Below are 18,398 nucleotides of genomic sequence, written 5' to 3' on the forward strand. Positions count from 1 at the left end.
TGTCCATCTTGCTGGGAATATCGTGGAGGCCACTATAGTGGGTGAGTCTGTTTTCAAGTCAAGCCATCCGGTTGAAAAAGCACGGTTTGGGCCGAGTCTGCGGGTTTTGTTGGCCATTTAGCCCAATAAATCGGCAAACGAACAGAGCGGGGATTTACAAGGGGGATCGTCATGGGTAATATGCGTCGCACTGCTGCGGAGGGGTGGCAGAGCGGCTGAATGCACCGGTCTTGAAAACCGGCGATGGGCGACCATCCGTGGGTTCAAATCCCACCTCCTCCGCCATCTATATAGCCCAACTGATTGATTCGGTTGGGCTTTTTTGTATCTATGATTTTTGGTATGCCAGTGAGTATGCCATTAGGTGTTGGCTGTCCTACCCCTTGATAGCACCCCATTGGACAGGTCATTGCCACGACTTCCTCAAGTTACCCAAAGCAAGAGAGGGCCATTGGCCCTCTCTTGCTATCTATTTTATTGGTCAGTGCAAACAGCACTGTTTGTACTTCTTGCCGCTGCCACAGGGACACGGCTCGTTGCGGCCAATCTTGATGGGGGCCACCACCGGCTGAGGTCGTGCCGGGCGTTCACTACGTTGTGCCAGAAAGTGGGCATGCAGGATACGAGCGGCAAAGCGAGCCTTGCTGGCTTGCTCTTGCAGATGTTCATTGCTGATCGCTTCGAGCGATGTAGGCATTTTCTCCAGCGGTTCACTGATCATCGATAGTGCAGCAGCTTCCGGGGCCGGTAGCGTGGGCCATGGCTCCAGTTCAAGACCTCCCAGGTAACCACCACACCAGTCGTGGATCAGCGGAACCCACTCACCGTGTCGTTCAAACTCCGGTGCCACCGGGAAATAGTCTTCTGCCGCATAGGTCAGAGTGGTCGCAATGTCGTTGCTGTGGCGCATCACCAGGTCGATAAAGCGTTCCAGTTCGGCTTCGCTTTGCCACTCGGGTTGATCCTGCTCACCACCCCAGATCGCGTGGAGCCAGGTGCTCGGCATAATGAGGTGGGGGCCAGAGACCACCGCCGTTAAAAAGCCATCGAGCATCGACATTGAGGCAATGCTGTTTTCACTGCCGTAGCGCTCAAGCAGCGCCTCCAACTCATCGAACTCTTCATCACTCAAAATTTCAAACGATTGCATTTTTACCAACTCCACTAATCCATCTGTTTGGGCATGGAGTAGAATATTGTTGACTAAATGTCACCACCCACCCCTTTGAATTTCTCAATAAACGCCGCGATCTTCTGGAAAACGATCTGTTTCTTGGTCAGATATTGCGGGTTTAGCGGGCTCATCTTGGGCAACAGTGAATTGAGTTCGGTGCCGTTTTCGCTGGCGAATTCGCGCTTGAGCGAAGTACTGATATAGCGCTTTGCCGCTTCCACATTCAGATTTTCAGAGCTGATCAGCTCATCGGCTTCTCGTCGTTGCTCAGCTTGAGCAAACGCATAGAAAGCTTCGATGACACTTGCGGCATCACCAATCTGGTCCAAGTCGGTTTGATTGATAAAATCGACCAGCAGGCTCTCCTTGGCTCGATTGCCAAGGCTTGCACGGATCAGTCGGCGCACTTCGTCTACCAGCTCTGCTTTGCTTCTGGTTTTCTTGTTGTGCTCATAGATCAGCTCAAGTATGTAATCGAGGTTGATCTCCTGGGATTTGAGCAGATCCACCTCAAAGACGATGTCATCCCAATCGATGGTCGATTTGTCTTTTTCCTCTGCTGATTTTTGCCGACGCTGCCAATCTCGGATGTCATTGTAAGTAGAACGGTAGTCCTGGATCGTGCGTTCGGCTGGCAGGCGAATGGTCTGCAACTCGGCAAGCTTTGCATCATCCAGATAGTGTTCGGCTTTGAACGCCTCGACCGCTTCAGGATCGCTCATATCTACGCTTTGCAGGGCCTTCAGGCTAGCAAACTCGTCATAGTTTTGTAGCAGGTTCTCAACGCGCAGATACTCGCCAAAGAGTTTCGCGAACGCTTTTTTGTCGGCCTCTTTCTCAATGGCCGCAGGATCAGGAAAGCGCTGCTCCAGCTCGCTGACCACATCCATAAAGCCGCGCCGTGCTTGACCGGTTACGAGATCGGTAAAGCCTTCCATGTACTCCTTGTAGCTCTTTTCCAACACCACATTCTTGGTGTTCTTGTCACCGAACAGGGTGATGGCGTCGATGGTCGCCTGCTCCAGATCGCGGAAGGTGACGATATTGCCGAAGGTTTTGGTAGCGTCAAAAATGCGATTGGTGCGCGAGTAAGCCTGCATCAGTCCGTGGTAGCGCAGGTTCTTGTCTACAAACAGAGTGTTCAGCGTGGGGGCATCAAAGCCGGTCAGGAACATGCCCACCACGATCAGCAGATCGATCTCCTTGGCCTTAACCTGTTTGGCCAAGTCACGGTAATAGTTCTGAAAACCATTGCTGTCCACGCTGAAATTGGTTTTAAACAGCGCGTTATAGTCTGCGATGGCCGCGTTTAAAAACTCCTTGGCACTGCTATTCATGGCAGAGACATCAAAGCTCTCATCCTCAATGTCACCCACTGCATCCTGCTCTTCATTGGCGGAAAACGAGAAAATAGTGGCAACTTTAAGGGGCTTATTGCTCTTTTGCTGCAACGCCTTAAACGATTCGTAGTAGAGCTTGGCCGCCTCCACGCTGCTCACCGCAAACATGGCATTAAAGCCTTTGGCGTTCGCTTGCAGGCGATGGGTCTTTTGCCGGAAGTTGTTCAGGATGTACTGGGTGATCTCACGAATGCGATCCGGATGTAGCAAAGCCTGCTTGTTTTCCGCTGCGCTCAGCTTCTTCTCATCCTTCTCTGTTTCGATGGCTTTGAACTGCGGGCGAACATCGTTGTAGTCCACCTTGAACTTGAGTACTTTTTCATCGCGAATGGCATCGGTGATGACATAAGAGTGCAACTCGCGGCCAAACACACTGGCGGTGGTGTCTGCGCCTAGCGCGTTCTGCGGGAAGATGGGCGTGCCGGTGAAGCCAAACTGATAGAAGCGTTTGAATTTCTTCTTAATGTTCTTCTGTGCCTCACCAAATTGGCTGCGATGGCACTCATCGAAAATAAAGACCACCTGCTTGCCGTAAATCGGCAAGTCGGCCTCGCTCTTCATCAAGTTGTTGAGCTTCTGGATGGTCGTGACGACGATCTTGTTGTCATCCTTGTCCAGATTGCGCTTCAGGCCCGCTGTGCTGTCTGAGCCATTGACGCTATCGGGTGAAAAGCGCTGGTACTCCCTCATGGTCTGGTAATCCAGATCTTTACGGTCCACCACGAAAAATACCTTGTCGATAAACTCCAGTTCGGTGGCCAGTCGCGCCGCCTTAAAACTGGTCAAGGTTTTGCCTGAACCTGTAGTGTGCCAGATATAGCCGCCGCTTTCGGTATTACTCCAGTTCTTTGTCTGATATGCACTGTTGATCTTCCACAGAATGCGCTCGGTGGCGGCAATCTGGTAAGGGCGCATCACCAGCAAGGTGTTGCTGATGTCGAACACCGAGTAATGCAGCAGCACATTGAGCAATGTGTGTTTCTGAAAGAAGGTTGCAGTAAAGTCCTTCAGATCCTTGATAAGCGCGTTGTCCGACTTCGCCCAATTCATGGTGAAGTCGAAGCTATTTTTATTGCGTGCTGTGGTATTGGCAAAATAGCGACTATCGGTGCCGTTGGAGATGACAAACAGCTGTAAATATTTGAACAAAGAGTGCTTACTGTTAAAGCTTTCTTTGCTGTAGCGGTGGACCTGATTAAAGGCTTCGCGGATCGCCACACCACGTTTTTTAAGCTCGATCTGTACCAGTGGCAGACCGTTCACCAGGATCGTCACATCATAGCGATTGGCAAGGCTGCCGGTTTGTTCAAACTGCTTGATCACCTGTACCTTGTTGCGGACGATGTTCTTCTTATCCAGCAGGTATATGTTTTTAATTCGACCATCATCAAAAACGAAGTCATGGATATAGTCATCGTGGATCTTGCGGGTTTTATCGACGATGCTGTCGCTGGGCTTATCGAGGAAGGTCTCAACAAAACGCTGCCATTCGCCATCAAGAAACGCTACGTTATTGAGTGCTTGCAGCTGTTCCCGTACATTGGCGAGCATTTTTGTGGGGTTATTCAGGGTGGGCAGGAACTCATAACCTTGATTGGCAAGATCCTCAATTAGCTCGTGCTCCAGATCACTTTCGCTCTGATAGCTTTCAGCAACCGACCATTCCTTAGTGTATTTATCCAGCACGATAAATTTGTTGGATTCTGCGATGGTTTTATAATCAGCCATTTTGGTGCTCCTGCTGCCAGTAGCCATAGTTGCTCTTCAAATGCTCGAGCAAAAATTTGACAATCGCTTTCTCAGCTTGCGTTGGCTCTGCAACGGCTTCGTTCGATAGCGTGTTGTGGCTTGTGAAATTAATTATTCTGCTTAGATAAAGTTGCTTATCATCCGGCAAGAGTTCTGACCATTTGGGGTAACCCAAAAAGCTGGCTGTTTTCTCATAGAGGTTTCGCAGCAAGGTGAAATGAAACCGTTCAACCCTGTTGTCCGCAATCGCCTGCTCAATGACCTGCTTCAGGTGCAGATGGTAGGAAAAGCTCTTGTTGGAGTCACCGTGCTTCACTGTCAAGTCGAATGTGCCGTCTTCATGGCGATCTAGGAGATAACAGCCCTCATTTTTGCCTTTTTTGCTGAGTTCTAGTTCGTTGTGAAGGACGTTGTAGAACAGCGGGCTGTGTGTGGTGATGATGAACTTAAGATCGGACCGGCTTGATTTGATCAACCCTGCCACGTTAACTGCTAACTCGATCAAGTGGTTCTCATCCAGTGAGCTCACGGGGTCATCAACAAAGACGTAGGTCAAATTATTGAAAACATGGGTGGAGCGGTCAGTGACCTCTGGGATGTTTAGCTCGGAAATAACCTGCTCCAGCAGGGTATTGAAAACACTCCAGATAAAGTTACTTTCCTCACCTTTGGAAATTTTGATATGGGGTTCTTGTCGAGTATTTCCGCGCTCGAATGAAAAACTAACCGATGAAAAATCCGCACTGAACTGCGGCGTCAACTTCTCGCTCGTGTAACGCTGAAAGGTGGTGATAATGCTCTGGTCCTGGCCTTGCTCTTCGAGCACCCATTTGGTGAAAGCATTTGGTTGGATTTTCAGTTTCGGCTCTGCATCCTGCCCCAGGTCGTTGTCCCAGTAAAACAAGTCTTCAGTGAAGGCGCTGTAATAAAGAATCTTCTTGTCGGCCAACTCCGACGATGGCGCACTATCATCTTCCTCCTTCGGCGCAATCAGTTGCTTGAACTCTCGCGACAGGCGCGTTTTGCCCGTACCGTTGAAGGCGTAGATCAGTTGCACTTTCTTGTTGGTATCTTTTAACTGCTGGGCGATGTCGGTCAGCCTCTTACCCATGTTACACCTCTACCCCTTCCTGCTTGGGAAAGCTCAGCAACAGATCGCGGTAATACGCGTATTGTTTTTGACGCAGTTCGATTTCGCGGGGCAGACCCTCGGTGAGGGAGGTGGTCAAGGCATCGAATTTGTCGAGGATGGCGACGATGCGGGCTTGCTCGGCAAGTGGTGGAAAGGGGAGCTTCAATGCTTCAAAGGTGCCAAGATTTATATTACTCTGCGCACTGCTTTTTTCCCTCCCCTTTTCTTCAAGCTTGCGTTTGGTTGATTGAAGAAGGTATTCAACATAAGCAGAGGTTGTTTTTTCAGGGTCAGCAACAAAGCCGATTACGCTGTCGGGAAAGCAAGCATCAAAACCCAATATGGATGTTTCCGCGATATTTGCTGCAATTGTAATGCACAGTGTGCCCTTTGGCCACAGTTTGCTTTGCTGCAATCCAAAGTCGCTATACGTTTGGCTATGCGCCATAATGATGTGAGCCGCGTTTCTAATATCGCCCGTTTGTATAAATGGAACATCGCCTCCATACAGCCGCTCATCATTTCTAGGACGATGCTTGGATTTTCCGCGCCCAAAATCAATTGCCATTTCCGGCAACGTCTTCCACTCCACTTCTCCGTCTTCAAAACTCAACAACTGGTCGCGATAGTGGTTGTATTGCTTTTTACGTGCAGTAAGCTCGTTGGTAAGCTCGTTGGTAAGCTCGGTGAAGGTGTCCAGTATACGAACGATTTCGGCTTGTATTTTCAGCGATTTTTTGGGGTTATCTGGGCAAGGGATAGGGATTATTTTTGATGCATAATTGCCGATCCACTGGCGTTTGTGGTCGCCATCAACCAATTCACTTGGTAGTGTGTTCAGCCAATAATAAATATATTTAAGTAGCGTTTTGCTTTCATTGCTTGACGTGATCATCTTCATCGCAGATGACTTGGCCTTAAAATCAAAGTCTACCCATTTATGGGCGGTCGTGAAGTCATCGAAGATGATTACGGGATTTTCGGAAGCCTTATAAATTCCATCGACTTCATCCGTATAGCCAAGAACAAAAGTTTTCCCAGCTGTCAGAACGGGAGTTTTAAATTGAGCATTGTAATTTTTGGCCGCCACTAGGTATTTGGTCGGTTGCTCATATTTCGTCACATCCCCTAATGGAAGCCATTCAACATTAACACCATTTAGCAACTTTTCGATAAAGTCAACATGGCTCATGATTACAGCTCCTCTGTCTTGAATTCGCTATAACCTTCGTAGTAATAGCTGACATCAATACCCTTCATGAACAAGGCGCGGTCATCAATCTGGCTGGTGAGCGCTTGTTTAAGCAGCGCCTTTATTTCCAGGTCTTTCACTACGCTGCGCTGCATCGCAGAGAGGTATTCTTCTTTATCTACCAGGTTCCAATCCACGACTTGTTTAAGCGCTGCTTTGAGCATCAGGTCTAGCCAGATACGCGTAGCACGGCCATTGCCTTCGCGAAATGGGTGGGCGATGTTCATCTCGACATATTTTTCGATGACTTCATCAAAGGTGCGTTGTGGCATGCCATCGATATGCTTTAGCGATACGTCCAAATACATCAGTGGTGCAAAACGAAAATTCCCCTTGGCAATGTTGACATCGCGAATATTCCCGGCGAAGTGATAGATGTCACCGAAGAGATAGCCATGAATAAAGCTAAGCCCGGAAAACGTCCCTACGCCAGCCTTGTTAATGTCGCCAGAGTCGAAAAGTTGCTTAGCTTTTTGCTTACTGATTTTCTCCTCAGCTTTGGCAAGTTCAACCTGATTGGTGATGTTTAATTTATTCTCTAACATCATGCTACCTCTCCTTCGCTTTCCATGCCCTCGGTCGGTATTTCTTCAATCGTCGTCCCTTCGATTTTGGCAACAATGGTATCAATTTCTTTGCGCAGTTTATCAATGTTGGCAACCGTGGTTTTCAGCTCGATATTGAGCTGGCTGATATCCAGCACTTCACGGTTGTCTTTCGCTTCGACATAGCTGCTGACGGAGAGGTTGTAATCGTTGGTGGCAACCTGCTTGAGGGGCACCGATTTGGCGAAGTGATCGACATTGGCCTTGCTGTCGAACACCGCCATGATTTGCTCGATGTGCCTGTCCAGCAGCACGTTGTTATTAGTCTCTTTTTTGAAATAGTCAGGACCACTAGCATCGATAAACTGGATGGTTGTCTCTTTTTTGTTTTTGGCCAATACCAGAATGTTCACGGCGATGGTGGTGCCGTAAAACAGATTGGGTGCCAGCGAGACCACCGTTTCCACATAGTTGTTGTCCACCAGATATTGCCGGATCTTTTGCTCGGCCCCGCCACGGTAGAAGATGCCGGGGAAGCAGACGATGGCGGCGCGGCCTTTGGCGGAGAGGTAGCTGAGCGCATGCAGCACGAAGGCAAAATCGGCTTTGGATTTGGGGGCGAGTACGCCAGCCGGGGCAAAGCGGTCATCGTTGATCAGCGTGGGGTCGTCCGAACCTATCCACTTTACCGAATAGGGTGGGTTGGAGACGATGGCATCGAACGGCTTGTCGTCGCCAAAGTGGGGTTCGCGCAGCGTATCGCCGAGCTGGATGTTGAACTTGTCGTAGTTGATGTTGTGCAAGAACATGTTCATCCGCGCCAGGTTGTAAGTGGTGTGGTTGAGCTCTTGCCCGAAGAAGCCGTCGTCGATGATGTGGGCGTCGAAATGCTTCTTGGCTTGCAGGAGCAGCGAGCCGGAGCCGCAAGCCGGGTCGTAAATTTTGTTGACGCGACTCTGGCCATGCATGGCGAGCTGGGCGATCAGCTTGGATACATGCTGGGGGGTGAAAAACTCGCCACCGGATTTACCGGCGTTGGCGGCATAGTTAGAGATAAGGAACTCGTAGGCGTCGCCGAAGAGATCGATATCACTATCTTCAAAATCACCGAGATCCAGCTTGGCTACGCCATTAAGCACTGCTGCCAAACGGGCGTTTTTATCTTTTACCGTGTTACCCAAGCGGTTACTGGTCGTATCGAAATCGGCGAACAGCCCTTTGATGTCTCGCTCTGACGGGTAACCGCTAGCCGACGCTTCAATGTCGGCAAAGATATGCGCAAGATCGGTATTGAGGCTTTCATTGCTATTGGCATTTTTGGCCACGTTGGCGAAGAGATCGCTGGGGCGGATAAAGTAGCCCTTGGTCTTGATGGCATCCTCTTTGATTTCCGGGGTGATCACGCTATCGGGTATTTCTGCGTAGTTGACGCTGTCGTCACCGCCTTCGATGTAGCTGGCAAAGTTCTCGCTGATAAAGCGGTAGAACAGGGCTCCCAGTACATATTGCTTAAAATCCCACCCATCGACAGCACCGCGAACCTCGTTGGCAATGGCCCAGATCTGACGTTGCAGGGCGGCGCGTTGTTGAATGCTTGTCATACTGTGATTCCTGTGTGTCGCCCCGCAAGCCAGGAGGCGGAACTTCTAATGAAAATGATGTGCATCATACCGGAAAAATGACCCACATTCAGGTAACTGACGCCGTCTGATTAACATCGAAAATTGGTGGGAAGGCTGCTTGCCCAGTCTTCCCCCTTCCGCCTAAAGAGTGATGGTTGGGTAAAGCGCTACATAGACATAGCCATGGCTACCCAGGGTATCGGCTTCACAGGTGAAACCGCCGTGCTGTAGGGTGATGCGTTGCTGACGGCGGGCGTCCAGTTCGCCTGTCAGCAATTTGGCCTCCAGTTCCTTGATGATGCTCGGGAAGGCTGCTTCCAGTCGGTCTATTGCCTCTTCTGCCCATTCGCCAATCAATGAGGCTCGATCTGACAGAAAGTGCAGCCGGTGGTGCTCCTGGATAAGGCGAGCCCCAAAGCGGGGCGTCACGGTATGGGGCAAGCCCCATTGCGCAAAAATGCGGGTAGGTTGGTCTGGATCGGCAGGTTGTTGGTCATGGGTGTGGGTGGCTGTCATGGTCATGATTAGCGATACCTCATTTGAATGTCGATGATAGTGCCAGGCACGTTGTGGCGCTGTCGCAATCTGGTCAGATGCTCTGGGAGGTCGGTCAGGTTGGTCAGTCGTCCCCGGTAGAGCCTGGATAGATTGATGTAGTCGGGATGGCTCACGGTGATGGTCACCTGATGCCCTGGCTGCCAGCGGCCAAAGAGGCGGGCTTTGGCTTGCCTAATGGTGGTGATGCCGGGTGCTGGTAACGTCTGGCGGTTGCGCAGATGCAGTTTGTTAAGCTCGGGGGCATAGCGATGCACCTCGAGCCTAGTAATAAGACGGGTCATGTTCGGTGACTCCAGTAATGATGCAAAGAGCCAGCCTGTGAGGGCTGGCCCTTTATGCTGTTTGTGGATGAGTGGGGCTGGGTGGTTGTGTCTGTTGGTGCCGAGGCTGCAGAAAGCTGCCGGGCCGCAGTGACAGGCGCAGTGGCTAGTCGTTGTAAAACAGGATGTAGTTCACCCCGGCTTGCGTTGCTGCTGCGAGCAAGGGCTGTAGCGTTGGCGGGTAGGCATCGAGCTCCAAGGCCAGGTTCAACATATATTCGTAGGCGGAGCCATCCTTCATGCCGACATGTTCATGGGAGGCCATACGCTTGACCCATTGCCATTCGGGCACCAAGTCTGCGTCATCGTAATCGCCAACTATGGCGCTCATGGCGACATCCAGCATTTGCATCACCGGATGGCCTGCCAGTGGGTTCGTTGTTGCAGGTAGGGGGTTAGTCATTGAGCCGTTCCTTGTTGTCTGGGCGTCACGTTACAGCGGATTGATAACCGGCTTGCAATTGAGCCGGTCCAATAGATGCAGCGAGCCGTACTGGGCCACCAGTCGGTCTATGGCCATCTGGGCACAGGCTGTTCTGCTGGGCTTATTCTCAGGTATTGCGTAACGCGCAGTGAGCCAACCACCGAGCAGCGCGATGCGGTAGCCACTCGGAATGTGGGTGAGTGACGTTCCTATGCCCCTCCCGTGAATGAGGAAAGGCACGGCCTGTCCGCCGATGTCGATATCCATGCGCTGGCCCTTCTGCTCGAAGGTGGTGAGCTCACCGGTTTGCGGGTGTTTGCCGGGGACTCTGATGGTGATGTGCTTGGCCATCTCACACCTCCGGCTTGGTTTCAAAATGGTGGGTCACAATGCCCGCTTCCGGGTCAATGCTGATAAACGCCGGGGCTTGCGGGTGGTGCTGGTAGAGTCGCGCCAATTCAGAGCGAAAGGCTTCGATGTTCGGCGCAATCACATGGTGGGTATCCCCCTCGGCATAGGTAAAGGTCTCCAGCTTCTCGGTGTTAATCCAGATGCCGAAATACCAGGCATCCTCCTCGGTGTCGTATTGCTGCCAGCCCTGAGCCAGCAGTGTCCGGTCGTAATAGTAGCGGTCTGCCTGATGGCTACCCCGGTCTATGCGGCAGCCGGTCACGGTGAGCTCAAGCGGGATTCGTCCTGCCTTGTGAGCCTTCTTGACCCGACGCAACAGCTTGAGGGCCTTGGCTCTGCTACGGCTATTGCCTTGCGGATGCGGCTGGGCGGCTCGCAATGTGAGATGGGTCATTATCCTCGGCGCAGTGTTGTGGTTGAGCTGGCCTATCGCCGCTGTTATCTGCCGAGCGGACAGGGTTTTGTAATCACGCAGGTCATGCATGGTGGATTCCTTAAAATGCAAACAGCCCCTCGGAGTGAGGGGCTGTTTAGGGGGCAGTTGTGGGGGATTGTCTACAGCGATTGCTTGAGACGGTTGATATCTCGCTGATAGCGACGGCGGTGGCTGCGCCAAATCACCCGCTCAGCAGCAGCCTCCAGCAGCGCGGTGGTCACGGTACGGGGCAGAACCAGATTTGCCCTGTCCCACTTATCCAGCTCCAGCACGCCGGTACGCGCTAGGCTGGCTAGTTGTGCATAGAGTTTGCCGGTCAGCTCCAGTGCGATGAACTCCTCTATATGGGATCGGAGCCTGGCGATAGCGTCCTCTGGCGCCATGGGAGATGCCCTGGACGTTGTTGTGGTCATGTATGGCTGCTCCAATCAGGCGCGTCGTTGCTGCCATGGTTGACGTAGGCCCCGACAATCCCCCGTTGCCACTCGCCTACCGGCTGACCAGCTGCATTACAGGGACAGCGAAAGCGGGCGAAGTTAATCTCTCGTGGCAGGTGCTCACGCATATCTCGTGGACTGACAAATAGCGTGGTCTTGTGCAGCACCGGGTTGGACGCTACCAGCGGGCCACCAATACGCCGCCCTTCCACATCGTGGGCATAGGCAAAGCCCGGTAGCATCAACTGTTGACTGATGAGCTTGGCAAGCCCTGAATGGGCGCACATGGCCTCCGCCACGGCGGCCTGGCTAAAGCTGTCGGTAAATTCGATCATGGTATTGCTCCTGATGAAGAAGAGAGTTAGTGACGGTTCTGGCCATCACATCTCTCCCCAGGGTGCTTGCTCCCACAGTGACAGCCGGGTCAGCACGTCTTGTGCGAGAGCCTGTTGCAACTGCTGTAGTACCTTCACAAGCCGAGGAGCCTGCTCAGGGCTCCCACTCCATTCACTCGATTGGTACAGGGCGCAGCAGGTGAATTTGTAGAGGGCTACCAGTTCGGCATCGGTGAGTGGCGCCTGATGGCAACGGTGCGCTGGTTTAAACGGTCCCAGCTTGGTAGAGCTACGCTGGCGTGGTTCCTGACGTCTCAGCTGATAGCGATGCCAGACCGCCCGTCGATTGGCGAGCATCATCAGCCGTACCAGCCGGTCTACCCGCCACGTCCAGGTGCTGGTCGTGTCTGCAGGCGGCAGCCACCAGAGGGATCGCAGTAACTCAAGGGTGTAGTGCGGTGGCATGGGGGCATTGCAAAAGCGGTGCAACTGCACGGCAAAGGCCTGGTAATCCTGGCGGTCAATCATGAAAGCAGACATGGGGATGACTCCTTGAAATGAAAAAGGCCACCTGCAGTGAGGTGGCCCTGTGGGTTGTATCGGGATATCCGGATCATGGTGTTGGTGGTGATGATCCGTGTGCGATGATCCGGGGAGGCTGGCGTGATCGATCATCTATGGTCATTCGGTGATCGGCGAAGATGTCATTCGAGATCACGGTGTACGAGGGCAGCATCATGATCGCCCGACGGCAGATGATCCGGGTTTAGGCACAGAGGGGTCCCGTGTCTGTACAGGGCTCAGCCACGGTGGTTGTGAGCGATCCCCCTCTGGCTGCACGTTGGGATAAGCCGTCTCGAACAGGATGGTGTAGAGGGCACAATCAATACCGTTGACGGCATCGTGATGCGGGTAATAGGGCGGTACGTCTCGGGAACGCTCGAAGTAGTCACCAAAGCAGCTAAGACATTCGCGTATCTCGATGGTGGAGCCATGCAGCAAGGTTTCTTCAAACTGCTTGGTATAAAGGCCGTCATCACGAGCCTTGGTGACGGCCTGCTCCAATAACGCCAGCGCATCCTCGTTGCAGGTAGCTGCCAGGCCATGGCGCAACTTGCCCAGCGTTTCCTCAAGGGTATAGGGGTTAGGTAATCGCATGGTGCTTGTCTCTTCTTGGCCTGATTAGTGCCGCAACTGATGCAACAGTGCATGAATGGCCTCGACACAGTCGGCTTGGGTGAGCTGATAACCGTTAGGCAGGTTAGCGACGATAGCGGGCTCTGCCTGCATCTCGACGTTGTCTGCAAGCCAGCAGCGCAGCTCGAGGAGGATATCGAGGGCAGTGAGGTGGGTTTTGCCTGGGGTCTGGTTCATAGTAGGCCTCGCTCGGCCAGCGAGACTAAACCCTCAGCGCCAACTACCAGATGGTCGAGCAGTCGCACATCCACCAGCGCCAATGCCTCTTTGAGAGCCTGGGTAAAGACCCGGTCTGAGTAGCTGGGTTCCGGGTCACCACTTGGGTGATTGTGTACGGCGATGATGGCCCCACAGTTGAGTATCAGGGCCCGCTTGACCACTTCCCGTGGGTAGATGTTGGCGCTATCGAGAGTGCCGCGAAACAGCTCCTCAAAGGCAATCACCCTGTGTTGGGAGTCAAGGAACAGGGCGCCAAACACTTCGTGCTCCCGGTCCTGCAGCAGGGTTTGTAGTCGCTGGGCGGCCTCCGTGGTACTGGTGATGGCGGATCCTTTAGCCAGGCGTTTGCGGGCAATCTGGTTGGCGATGCGCAGCAGGTCTTGCTCGGTCACCGGCTCGGTGACGACATAAGTGCCGGGGCATTCTCCGGCTTTGAGTTTGTGGTAACGCATGTTGGGTCTCCTGAAAAAGAAAGACCCCGGCAGCGCGAGGCATGTCGGGGCTAAATGCAGAGAGGTTGTTGGTTCAATTTGAGGGTAGTTCAGTTGGTCGTGGTGGGGCCTGCTGTAGCTGTGGGTCTCTCTTCACCGGCATCAGCGATTCGGGGACCAGTAAAGCGAGTGGGATAGCGAGTGCCACACTCAGCCGTTCTGCCAGTTGGTAGGACGGACCTAAGGTGTCGTAGTCAGCTACCCAAGTGGCCAGGGCCAGCCCGCTGGCCTCCACGGCCCGCAGATAAACGCTGTAGCCCTGTACGGTCAGGCCACTGTCACGCACCACCTGCGTTTCTCCCTCTCGGTTAATCGCTTCAAGCTCAACGGCTATCGGTTGTTTGGGCATCTTGCGCCTCCTCTTGCGGTAAGGGGTCACTCTCCACGCAATAGCCGTGATGGATGCAGGTACGCTGCAGTTCACTCAGAAAGCGCCCCAGCACACGGGGCTGCTCAGAGAGCGGGACAGGTCCTGCTTGGCAGCGCCAGAAACAGCGGCGTTTGGAGTCCACACAGATTTCATCCACGGGCTGGCTCATGGTGCGCCAGTCCTCGGCATTGGTGAGGGAGAGCAGCAGTTCGTTAGTCATCACACACCTTCTACTCCCCGTTGACGGTGACGGTGAAATACCCCAACCGGGTGTAGCTAATGAAATTGCTCTGCCACAGGGCAAACAGTTCCCGCGCTTCCACACCGGGCAGTGGTCCCCAGCCCTGCAGATAGTGCTCGTCGCAGGAGAGGTTAAAATCGAGCTCCTTGCAGAGCTCAGCATCTTGGCCCAGCCCCTGGTAGCTGAAGTCGGTGATGTAATCAAAGACCCAGCCGTGCAATCCCCGAATAAGCCGCAGCTCGACCGGATGGATGCCACCCGTTTCGGCATTGTAGCCGGGGCTGCGAAAGTTGAAGGTCAGGGTCGAGAGGTGGGTGAGGTCGAGCTGTTGTTCTCGCACGATTTGGCGCAGCAAGTCTGGTAGCTCGGGTGAAATAGGCAGGGCCATCCCTGCCTGGTGAAATGGCATGGTCATCATGGTGTGTCCTTTTGGTATTGAGAGTGAGGCGCATCAATCCCTGAGCCAGCGCCAGGCGCGGTAGAGGCCGTAGGTGGCAGCCAAGGGAGCCGCCAGCGAGGTGGCCGAGCTCCCCAGCAACGCACTGACTGCTGCGGTCACAGCGGTTGTCGCTGACGGGTTCAGTACCGTGCTGGTGGCCATGCTAGGCAGGGCCGCTAGGGTAGGCTGCCGAGCCACACTGCGAAGTGCCTGATGTGCAATACACCCCGTGGCAATGAGCTGGTTAATCTGCTTGCTGTAGTGAAAGCCCTCGATGCACCAGAGCACAAAGTGCTCGCAGTTGTTAAAGAGCGTGCTGTAGTGCGCTTCCCCGAGGCGAGAATAGGCACGGTTCATGCTCTCCTCCCGGTTATAGACGCGTGCGCTATGGTGCTGGATGCGATAGCCCCGCCCTTGGCTAAACTCGGCAAGCGTGGTGATAGCTATCTGACCGGAATGTATTCCTGCACTGACCCCTTGGTAATGGATGACCAGATGGTCCTCCAGATAGAGACCGTGGTGCTGGTAACCGGTGCGGGGGGAAACGAGGTGGTCCCCTGATTGTGGTAATGGCATGAACCGTTCCTTAAATAAAATGCGACATAAAAAAGAGGGCACCCGAAGGTGCCCTGATGGTGGTGAATGTGTGGCGGCTGGTGGTCAGGATTGCTTGCGCAGCGTCAAGCTGCTGGCATCCCATACCCAGCGCTGACGAGGATTGCCGGGCAGATCGAGGGTGAAACCGTTGGGTTCGGGGGTCAGCTTGCCTTCATCGCTACAGGTACCAAAGGGTTGTGAAAGCATGGTCAACGCACCCGTCTGGGCGACCGCCAGCTGATAGAGCACCGGGCATGCCACCCCGCCACTGTGCAGCTCAAACAAGACCGCCTGCCCGTTGGCCAGCGGCAATCGGTGTGTGAGCTTGATAGCGTCATATTCATCGGTGCGCAGCAGCACGTCATCCCCATACCGGATAGCGATACTGTAATCGTCATTTTTCACGATGGTAAATGACGTGGTACTTGATGCAGCGGTCGCAGGTGCAAAGGAGGGTTCGAAGTAACGACTGCCATCTGAATAGGTCAGCATAAAACCGTTCAGTGCAACCGGCTGGCTGACTCTGGGGATGAGCGTTGGCTCATCTTCATCCAGCGGCATCAGCATGATGCGATCCCCTTTCGAAGTCTCTATCCAAAACTGCATGCTGGCGAAATTGAGGGTCCCCTCAACATTGGCCGGTACCCGTTTAGTGACCGTTGGCACAGTGAATTCAGGCGCAGCCCAGCTCGGTAAGGCAAGCAGTGATAACCATATGCACCACAGTGCCAGCTTGATTTTTTCTGTCATGTCACTCTCCAGAGGAATTATTCAATGGTGTAAGAGGCATTGCCCAGATTGGTGAAAAGGGTGACCTCCCTCAATCGGCACGGCTCGGTCATGACCAGCCGCCAGCTTTCGGTGTAATTGAGCTTGAGTGGGAAATAGGTTCCTCCCACCGACCCCATCAAGTCACTGCGCAGCATCACTCGGCATTTACTCTTGCCGCCATTGATCAGTACTTTCTGAATGGTGACTTGATCGTTGAGCGAAGTGACGACGATCTGAGGCCGCCCAATAGCAGTGTATTCCACTTCCAGAGTGAATTCTGGGCCATCGGCAGACTCTGCATTACAGGCGCTCAATAATAGGCCACAGGCGAGCAGTAAGGGATAAAGCAGTGCGCGATTCATGATCTCTCCTTAATAAAAATGGCAAAAGGATGCCTGACCGACAAGGCAAGCCTCTCGGATAAGCGGGGTAATACAGGTAACGTCAGCGAACGTGCTGGCAGTTAGCCAAGCGCAACTGAAGAAAGTGGGCTGGAATTTACGTCGTGTAGAAAGCACTCCTTTCAAATATCAATCTATATATTCAAACAACATCAACCCAATTGGTTGAGCATCAACCATTTTCGCCCTTAATGTCAACGAGTCCATGGTCAAGCATACGTGCGGACTGGAGGACTTATGACAGACGTCAACTTTGAAGAACTGGCCAAGAGCGTAGGTAAAGCGATTGGACGGCAACGCCAACAAGTGGGGCTGACCCAGGAGCAAGTCGCAGAGCACCTGGATATCGGGATGGAAGCGGTCTCCCGGATGGAGCGGGGAAAAGTGGTGCCGACCGTAGTGCGCCTGGCACAGTTGGCCCAGCTGTTTGGCTGTGAGCTTGCAGACCTCCTGCGTGAGACCAGCAACCGCCCTACAGAACAAAGCATTGTACTCAGCCAGCAGTTGGCCAAACTAAATACAGCTTACAGATAGTTGGAGGTGGTTGATAAGCTGGTAGTACGACTGGCTCATTAATCCCTCTCAGTGAGCATCAGTCACTCAATGGCACCCGATGCCCAGGCCGATAACTTGGAAGGCCGCAATGACGCTTCCAAGCATACTCACAGCGATATGTGTTTGCTCTCCCCTTATGATATCTATCTGAGAAACTTTTCAATCGGACAGACAAGGAAATAACTGTGATCTAACGAGACGGTACTTGGAAGCCTCACCCATTTATCTATATCAATGGGAAAAACTTTACCCAGTATTTTTTGCTTGCCCATGACCATGTTAACTGGTCAATTTAACTATATGTGAGTTATTCCTAACGGCGTATCGGAGAGGGGCTGTTCGCGTAAAATTCATGGCATTTAGTCGCATAGCGAACTACTTGTTGTTGGCATTTCATTCTGATGTGGTTCGTTAATTGAAGCGCAGCTATGACATTGATGTCAATACATCACAGATCCACCAATTTAACACTGCCCTCGTAGTCATCAAGCAATTTACAGTACGGTGGTCAACAGTAAATTATATTTCACAAAATCCACGACTAGGATTTTAAGCATTTGATCAACACGTGCTTGTTCTCAACGATGGCGACCATCTTTGGGCTGTCCTCTATGTCCAACGCAAAGTATTGTTTTTCGCTGGATCTTTATAAAAGAGTTGTACCTCATAGTGTTATACCACGTTAGACGATGATTATTAACGCTAGGTGGATTGGGTATCGGAACACTTTGCTGTCACTGGCGTGGTGAGTATATAGAAGGAGAAAATAAAATGAAACATGAAGGTGCTTGGTGCAATGAACGATTTCTACGGTTTTAAATAAAACATTCAAGAATTATTGTGGATGCAAGATATTATTGAGGCTCTAAGGGGGCTTACTGGTGGTGATTGATGTGTAGATGAAGCCTATATCTTAGGCTGACTTTAACAGCAGCAGTAAGAATGTTTGATTATCAAAAAGTATATTTACATAGATTGATGCTGTTGTGCCTCATGTGAGGACCATGATTCCAATTCAATGAGGCGCTATTAGAGGAATTCACAGATACTTTTGATATTTGTATCTGAAAGTATCTGGAGAGGACTGGGGGGGGGGCGTATTTCATAGGCAGCAGATGCTTCACTAACATAGCCGAAGAGAAAGAACCAAGAAACAGAAAAGATGTAAGGAGGTGTGGCACCGTAACATCATCGATGCCTCATTCCATAGTTTACAACAACCTCGCCCATGAAATTATAACTAATACTTTAAAATTATTGTCGCAGGTGTGTGATAGCTACACATCTGAAAATATTCATGCACTAAATAGCTGTTCCGAATA

Annotated in this window: 24 protein-coding genes and 1 tRNA gene; 2 read left to right on the top strand and 23 right to left on the bottom strand. The window is 52.2% G+C overall.

Annotated elements, in window-relative coordinates:
* Positions 1-197: 197 nt before the first annotated feature.
* Positions 198-285 (top strand) — tRNA-Ser (locus tag G4923_RS12030).
* A 196-nt stretch (positions 286-481) separates the two neighbouring features.
* On the opposite strand, the gene G4923_RS12035 is transcribed toward G4923_RS12030, so the two are convergent.
* The 23 genes from G4923_RS12035 to G4923_RS12145 form a co-directional block, all read right to left on the bottom strand.
* Positions 482-1,150: a UPF0149 family protein gene (locus G4923_RS12035; RefSeq protein ID WP_163137178.1), complete on the bottom strand. Its 669-nt coding sequence runs from the start codon at positions 1,148-1,150 to the stop codon at positions 482-484.
* Positions 1,151-1,203: 53 nt separating this feature from the next.
* A complete protein-coding gene (locus G4923_RS12040) occupies positions 1,204-4,302 on the bottom strand; it encodes a type I restriction endonuclease subunit R (RefSeq protein ID WP_163137179.1) in 3,099 nt (1,032 codons plus the stop codon).
* Positions 4,295-5,434 (bottom strand): AAA family ATPase, encoded by a 1,140-nt coding sequence (locus G4923_RS12045; protein ID WP_163137180.1) that lies wholly within the window; start codon positions 5,432-5,434, stop codon positions 4,295-4,297. Before G4923_RS12045 ends, G4923_RS12040 begins: the two co-directional genes overlap by 8 nt.
* Position 5,435: 1 nt before the next feature.
* Positions 5,436-6,647, bottom strand: a complete 1,212-nt coding sequence (locus tag G4923_RS12050) for a restriction endonuclease subunit S (protein ID WP_163137181.1) — start codon at positions 6,645-6,647, stop codon at positions 5,436-5,438.
* 2 nt (positions 6,648-6,649) lie between these two features.
* Positions 6,650-7,255 (bottom strand): protein adenylyltransferase Fic, encoded by a 606-nt coding sequence (gene fic, locus G4923_RS12055; RefSeq protein WP_163137182.1) that lies wholly within the window; start codon positions 7,253-7,255, stop codon positions 6,650-6,652.
* On the bottom strand, positions 7,252-8,853 hold the full coding sequence (locus G4923_RS12060; RefSeq protein WP_163137183.1) for a type I restriction-modification system subunit M: 1,602 nt from the start codon (positions 8,851-8,853) through the stop codon (positions 7,252-7,254). Before G4923_RS12060 ends, fic begins: the two co-directional genes overlap by 4 nt.
* Before the next feature lie 162 nt (positions 8,854-9,015).
* Complete coding sequence (locus G4923_RS12065; RefSeq protein ID WP_163137184.1) at positions 9,016-9,396, bottom strand: type IV toxin-antitoxin system YeeU family antitoxin; 381 nt, start codon at positions 9,394-9,396, stop codon at positions 9,016-9,018.
* A 2-nt stretch (positions 9,397-9,398) separates the two neighbouring features.
* Positions 9,399-9,713 carry a hypothetical protein gene (locus G4923_RS12070; RefSeq protein ID WP_163137185.1) on the bottom strand — a complete coding sequence of 105 codons (315 nt, stop codon included), beginning with the start codon at positions 9,711-9,713 and terminating at the stop codon, positions 9,399-9,401.
* Between the two features lie 145 nt (positions 9,714-9,858).
* A complete protein-coding gene (locus G4923_RS12075; RefSeq protein WP_163137186.1) occupies positions 9,859-10,155 on the bottom strand; it encodes a hypothetical protein in 297 nt (98 codons plus the stop codon).
* A 30-nt stretch (positions 10,156-10,185) separates the two neighbouring features.
* Positions 10,186-10,527, bottom strand: a complete 342-nt coding sequence (locus G4923_RS12080; RefSeq protein ID WP_163137187.1) for a hypothetical protein — start codon at positions 10,525-10,527, stop codon at positions 10,186-10,188.
* Position 10,528: 1 nt separating this feature from the next.
* Positions 10,529-11,071, bottom strand: a complete 543-nt coding sequence (locus tag G4923_RS12085) for a hypothetical protein (RefSeq protein WP_163137188.1) — start codon at positions 11,069-11,071, stop codon at positions 10,529-10,531.
* 71 nt (positions 11,072-11,142) lie between these two features.
* Positions 11,143-11,436 carry a hypothetical protein gene (locus G4923_RS12090; RefSeq protein WP_240455309.1) on the bottom strand — a complete coding sequence of 98 codons (294 nt, stop codon included), beginning with the start codon at positions 11,434-11,436 and terminating at the stop codon, positions 11,143-11,145.
* Entirely contained in the window at positions 11,433-11,795 is a 363-nt protein-coding gene (locus tag G4923_RS12095) for a hypothetical protein (RefSeq protein ID WP_163137189.1), read from the bottom strand. Before G4923_RS12095 ends, G4923_RS12090 begins: the two co-directional genes overlap by 4 nt.
* 45 nt (positions 11,796-11,840) lie before the next feature.
* On the bottom strand, positions 11,841-12,335 hold the full coding sequence (locus tag G4923_RS12100; protein WP_163137190.1) for a hypothetical protein: 495 nt from the start codon (positions 12,333-12,335) through the stop codon (positions 11,841-11,843).
* 195 nt (positions 12,336-12,530) lie between these two features.
* A complete protein-coding gene (locus tag G4923_RS12105) occupies positions 12,531-12,953 on the bottom strand; it encodes a hypothetical protein (RefSeq protein ID WP_240455311.1) in 423 nt (140 codons plus the stop codon).
* Between the two features lie 24 nt (positions 12,954-12,977).
* Positions 12,978-13,169 carry a hypothetical protein gene (locus G4923_RS12110; RefSeq protein ID WP_163137191.1) on the bottom strand — a complete coding sequence of 64 codons (192 nt, stop codon included), beginning with the start codon at positions 13,167-13,169 and terminating at the stop codon, positions 12,978-12,980.
* Entirely contained in the window at positions 13,166-13,663 is a 498-nt protein-coding gene (gene radC, locus G4923_RS12115; protein ID WP_163137192.1) for a RadC family protein, read from the bottom strand. Before radC ends, G4923_RS12110 begins: the two co-directional genes overlap by 4 nt.
* A 73-nt stretch (positions 13,664-13,736) precedes the next feature.
* On the bottom strand, positions 13,737-14,051 hold the full coding sequence (locus G4923_RS12120) for a hypothetical protein (RefSeq protein WP_163137193.1): 315 nt from the start codon (positions 14,049-14,051) through the stop codon (positions 13,737-13,739).
* The gene (locus G4923_RS12125) at positions 14,026-14,292 is read right to left on the bottom strand and encodes a hypothetical protein (RefSeq protein WP_234690472.1); all 267 of its coding nucleotides are present in this window, start codon (positions 14,290-14,292) and stop codon (positions 14,026-14,028) included. The genes G4923_RS12120 and G4923_RS12125 overlap by 26 nt, the downstream gene beginning before the upstream one ends.
* 10 nt (positions 14,293-14,302) lie before the next feature.
* Positions 14,303-14,728, bottom strand: a complete 426-nt coding sequence (locus tag G4923_RS12130; protein ID WP_205597102.1) for a DUF2787 family protein — start codon at positions 14,726-14,728, stop codon at positions 14,303-14,305.
* Positions 14,729-14,764: 36 nt separating this feature from the next.
* Positions 14,765-15,328 carry a lecithin retinol acyltransferase family protein gene (locus G4923_RS12135; RefSeq protein WP_163137195.1) on the bottom strand — a complete coding sequence of 188 codons (564 nt, stop codon included), beginning with the start codon at positions 15,326-15,328 and terminating at the stop codon, positions 14,765-14,767.
* A gap of 84 nt (positions 15,329-15,412) precedes the next feature.
* Positions 15,413-16,099, bottom strand: coding sequence for a hypothetical protein (locus tag G4923_RS12140; protein ID WP_234690473.1), 687 nt, complete (start codon positions 16,097-16,099; stop codon positions 15,413-15,415).
* 17 nt (positions 16,100-16,116) lie between these two features.
* Positions 16,117-16,482 (bottom strand): hypothetical protein, encoded by a 366-nt coding sequence (locus G4923_RS12145; RefSeq protein WP_163137196.1) that lies wholly within the window; start codon positions 16,480-16,482, stop codon positions 16,117-16,119.
* Positions 16,483-16,758: 276 nt separating this feature from the next.
* Between G4923_RS12145 and G4923_RS12150 the strand changes: the two genes are divergently transcribed.
* Positions 16,759-17,055 carry a helix-turn-helix domain-containing protein gene (locus G4923_RS12150; RefSeq protein ID WP_163137197.1) on the top strand — a complete coding sequence of 99 codons (297 nt, stop codon included), beginning with the start codon at positions 16,759-16,761 and terminating at the stop codon, positions 17,053-17,055.
* Positions 17,056-18,398 lie beyond the last annotated feature (1,343 nt).

The organism is Aeromonas rivipollensis, assembly GCF_010974825.1.
GTDB classification, from domain to species: domain Bacteria; phylum Pseudomonadota; class Gammaproteobacteria; order Enterobacterales; family Aeromonadaceae; genus Aeromonas; species Aeromonas rivipollensis.

Coding starts and splice junctions, on each gene's coding strand:
- G4923_RS12080 (WP_163137187.1), bottom strand. CDS start 10,527: ATGGCCAAGCACATCACCATCAGAGTCCCCGGCAAACACCCGCAAACC.
- G4923_RS12150 (WP_163137197.1), top strand. CDS start 16,759: ATGACAGACGTCAACTTTGAAGAACTGGCCAAGAGCGTAGGTAAAGCG.
- G4923_RS12040 (WP_163137179.1), bottom strand. CDS start 4,302: ATGGCTGATTATAAAACCATCGCAGAATCCAACAAATTTATCGTGCTG.
- G4923_RS12045 (WP_163137180.1), bottom strand. CDS start 5,434: ATGGGTAAGAGGCTGACCGACATCGCCCAGCAGTTAAAAGATACCAAC.
- G4923_RS12145 (WP_163137196.1), bottom strand. CDS start 16,482: ATGAATCGCGCACTGCTTTATCCCTTACTGCTCGCCTGTGGCCTATTA.
- G4923_RS12035 (WP_163137178.1), bottom strand. CDS start 1,150: ATGCAATCGTTTGAAATTTTGAGTGATGAAGAGTTCGATGAGTTGGAG.
- G4923_RS12100 (WP_163137190.1), bottom strand. CDS start 12,335: ATGTCTGCTTTCATGATTGACCGCCAGGATTACCAGGCCTTTGCCGTG.
- fic (WP_163137182.1), bottom strand. CDS start 7,255: ATGATGTTAGAGAATAAATTAAACATCACCAATCAGGTTGAACTTGCC.
- G4923_RS12075 (WP_163137186.1), bottom strand. CDS start 10,155: ATGACTAACCCCCTACCTGCAACAACGAACCCACTGGCAGGCCATCCG.
- G4923_RS12130 (WP_205597102.1), bottom strand. CDS start 14,728: ATGACCATGCCATTTCACCAGGCAGGGATGGCCCTGCCTATTTCACCC.
- G4923_RS12110 (WP_163137191.1), bottom strand. CDS start 13,169: ATGAACCAGACCCCAGGCAAAACCCACCTCACTGCCCTCGATATCCTC.
- G4923_RS12140 (WP_234690473.1), bottom strand. CDS start 16,099: ATGACAGAAAAAATCAAGCTGGCACTGTGGTGCATATGGTTATCACTG.
- G4923_RS12135 (WP_163137195.1), bottom strand. CDS start 15,328: ATGCCATTACCACAATCAGGGGACCACCTCGTTTCCCCCCGCACCGGT.
- G4923_RS12050 (WP_163137181.1), bottom strand. CDS start 6,647: ATGAGCCATGTTGACTTTATCGAAAAGTTGCTAAATGGTGTTAATGTT.
- G4923_RS12085 (WP_163137188.1), bottom strand. CDS start 11,071: ATGCATGACCTGCGTGATTACAAAACCCTGTCCGCTCGGCAGATAACA.
- G4923_RS12095 (WP_163137189.1), bottom strand. CDS start 11,795: ATGATCGAATTTACCGACAGCTTTAGCCAGGCCGCCGTGGCGGAGGCC.
- G4923_RS12105 (WP_240455311.1), bottom strand. CDS start 12,953: ATGCGATTACCTAACCCCTATACCCTTGAGGAAACGCTGGGCAAGTTG.
- G4923_RS12090 (WP_240455309.1), bottom strand. CDS start 11,436: ATGACCACAACAACGTCCAGGGCATCTCCCATGGCGCCAGAGGACGCT.
- radC (WP_163137192.1), bottom strand. CDS start 13,663: ATGCGTTACCACAAACTCAAAGCCGGAGAATGCCCCGGCACTTATGTC.
- G4923_RS12120 (WP_163137193.1), bottom strand. CDS start 14,051: ATGCCCAAACAACCGATAGCCGTTGAGCTTGAAGCGATTAACCGAGAG.
- G4923_RS12125 (WP_234690472.1), bottom strand. CDS start 14,292: ATGACTAACGAACTGCTGCTCTCCCTCACCAATGCCGAGGACTGGCGC.
- G4923_RS12065 (WP_163137184.1), bottom strand. CDS start 9,396: ATGACCATGACAGCCACCCACACCCATGACCAACAACCTGCCGATCCA.
- G4923_RS12060 (WP_163137183.1), bottom strand. CDS start 8,853: ATGACAAGCATTCAACAACGCGCCGCCCTGCAACGTCAGATCTGGGCC.
- G4923_RS12070 (WP_163137185.1), bottom strand. CDS start 9,713: ATGACCCGTCTTATTACTAGGCTCGAGGTGCATCGCTATGCCCCCGAG.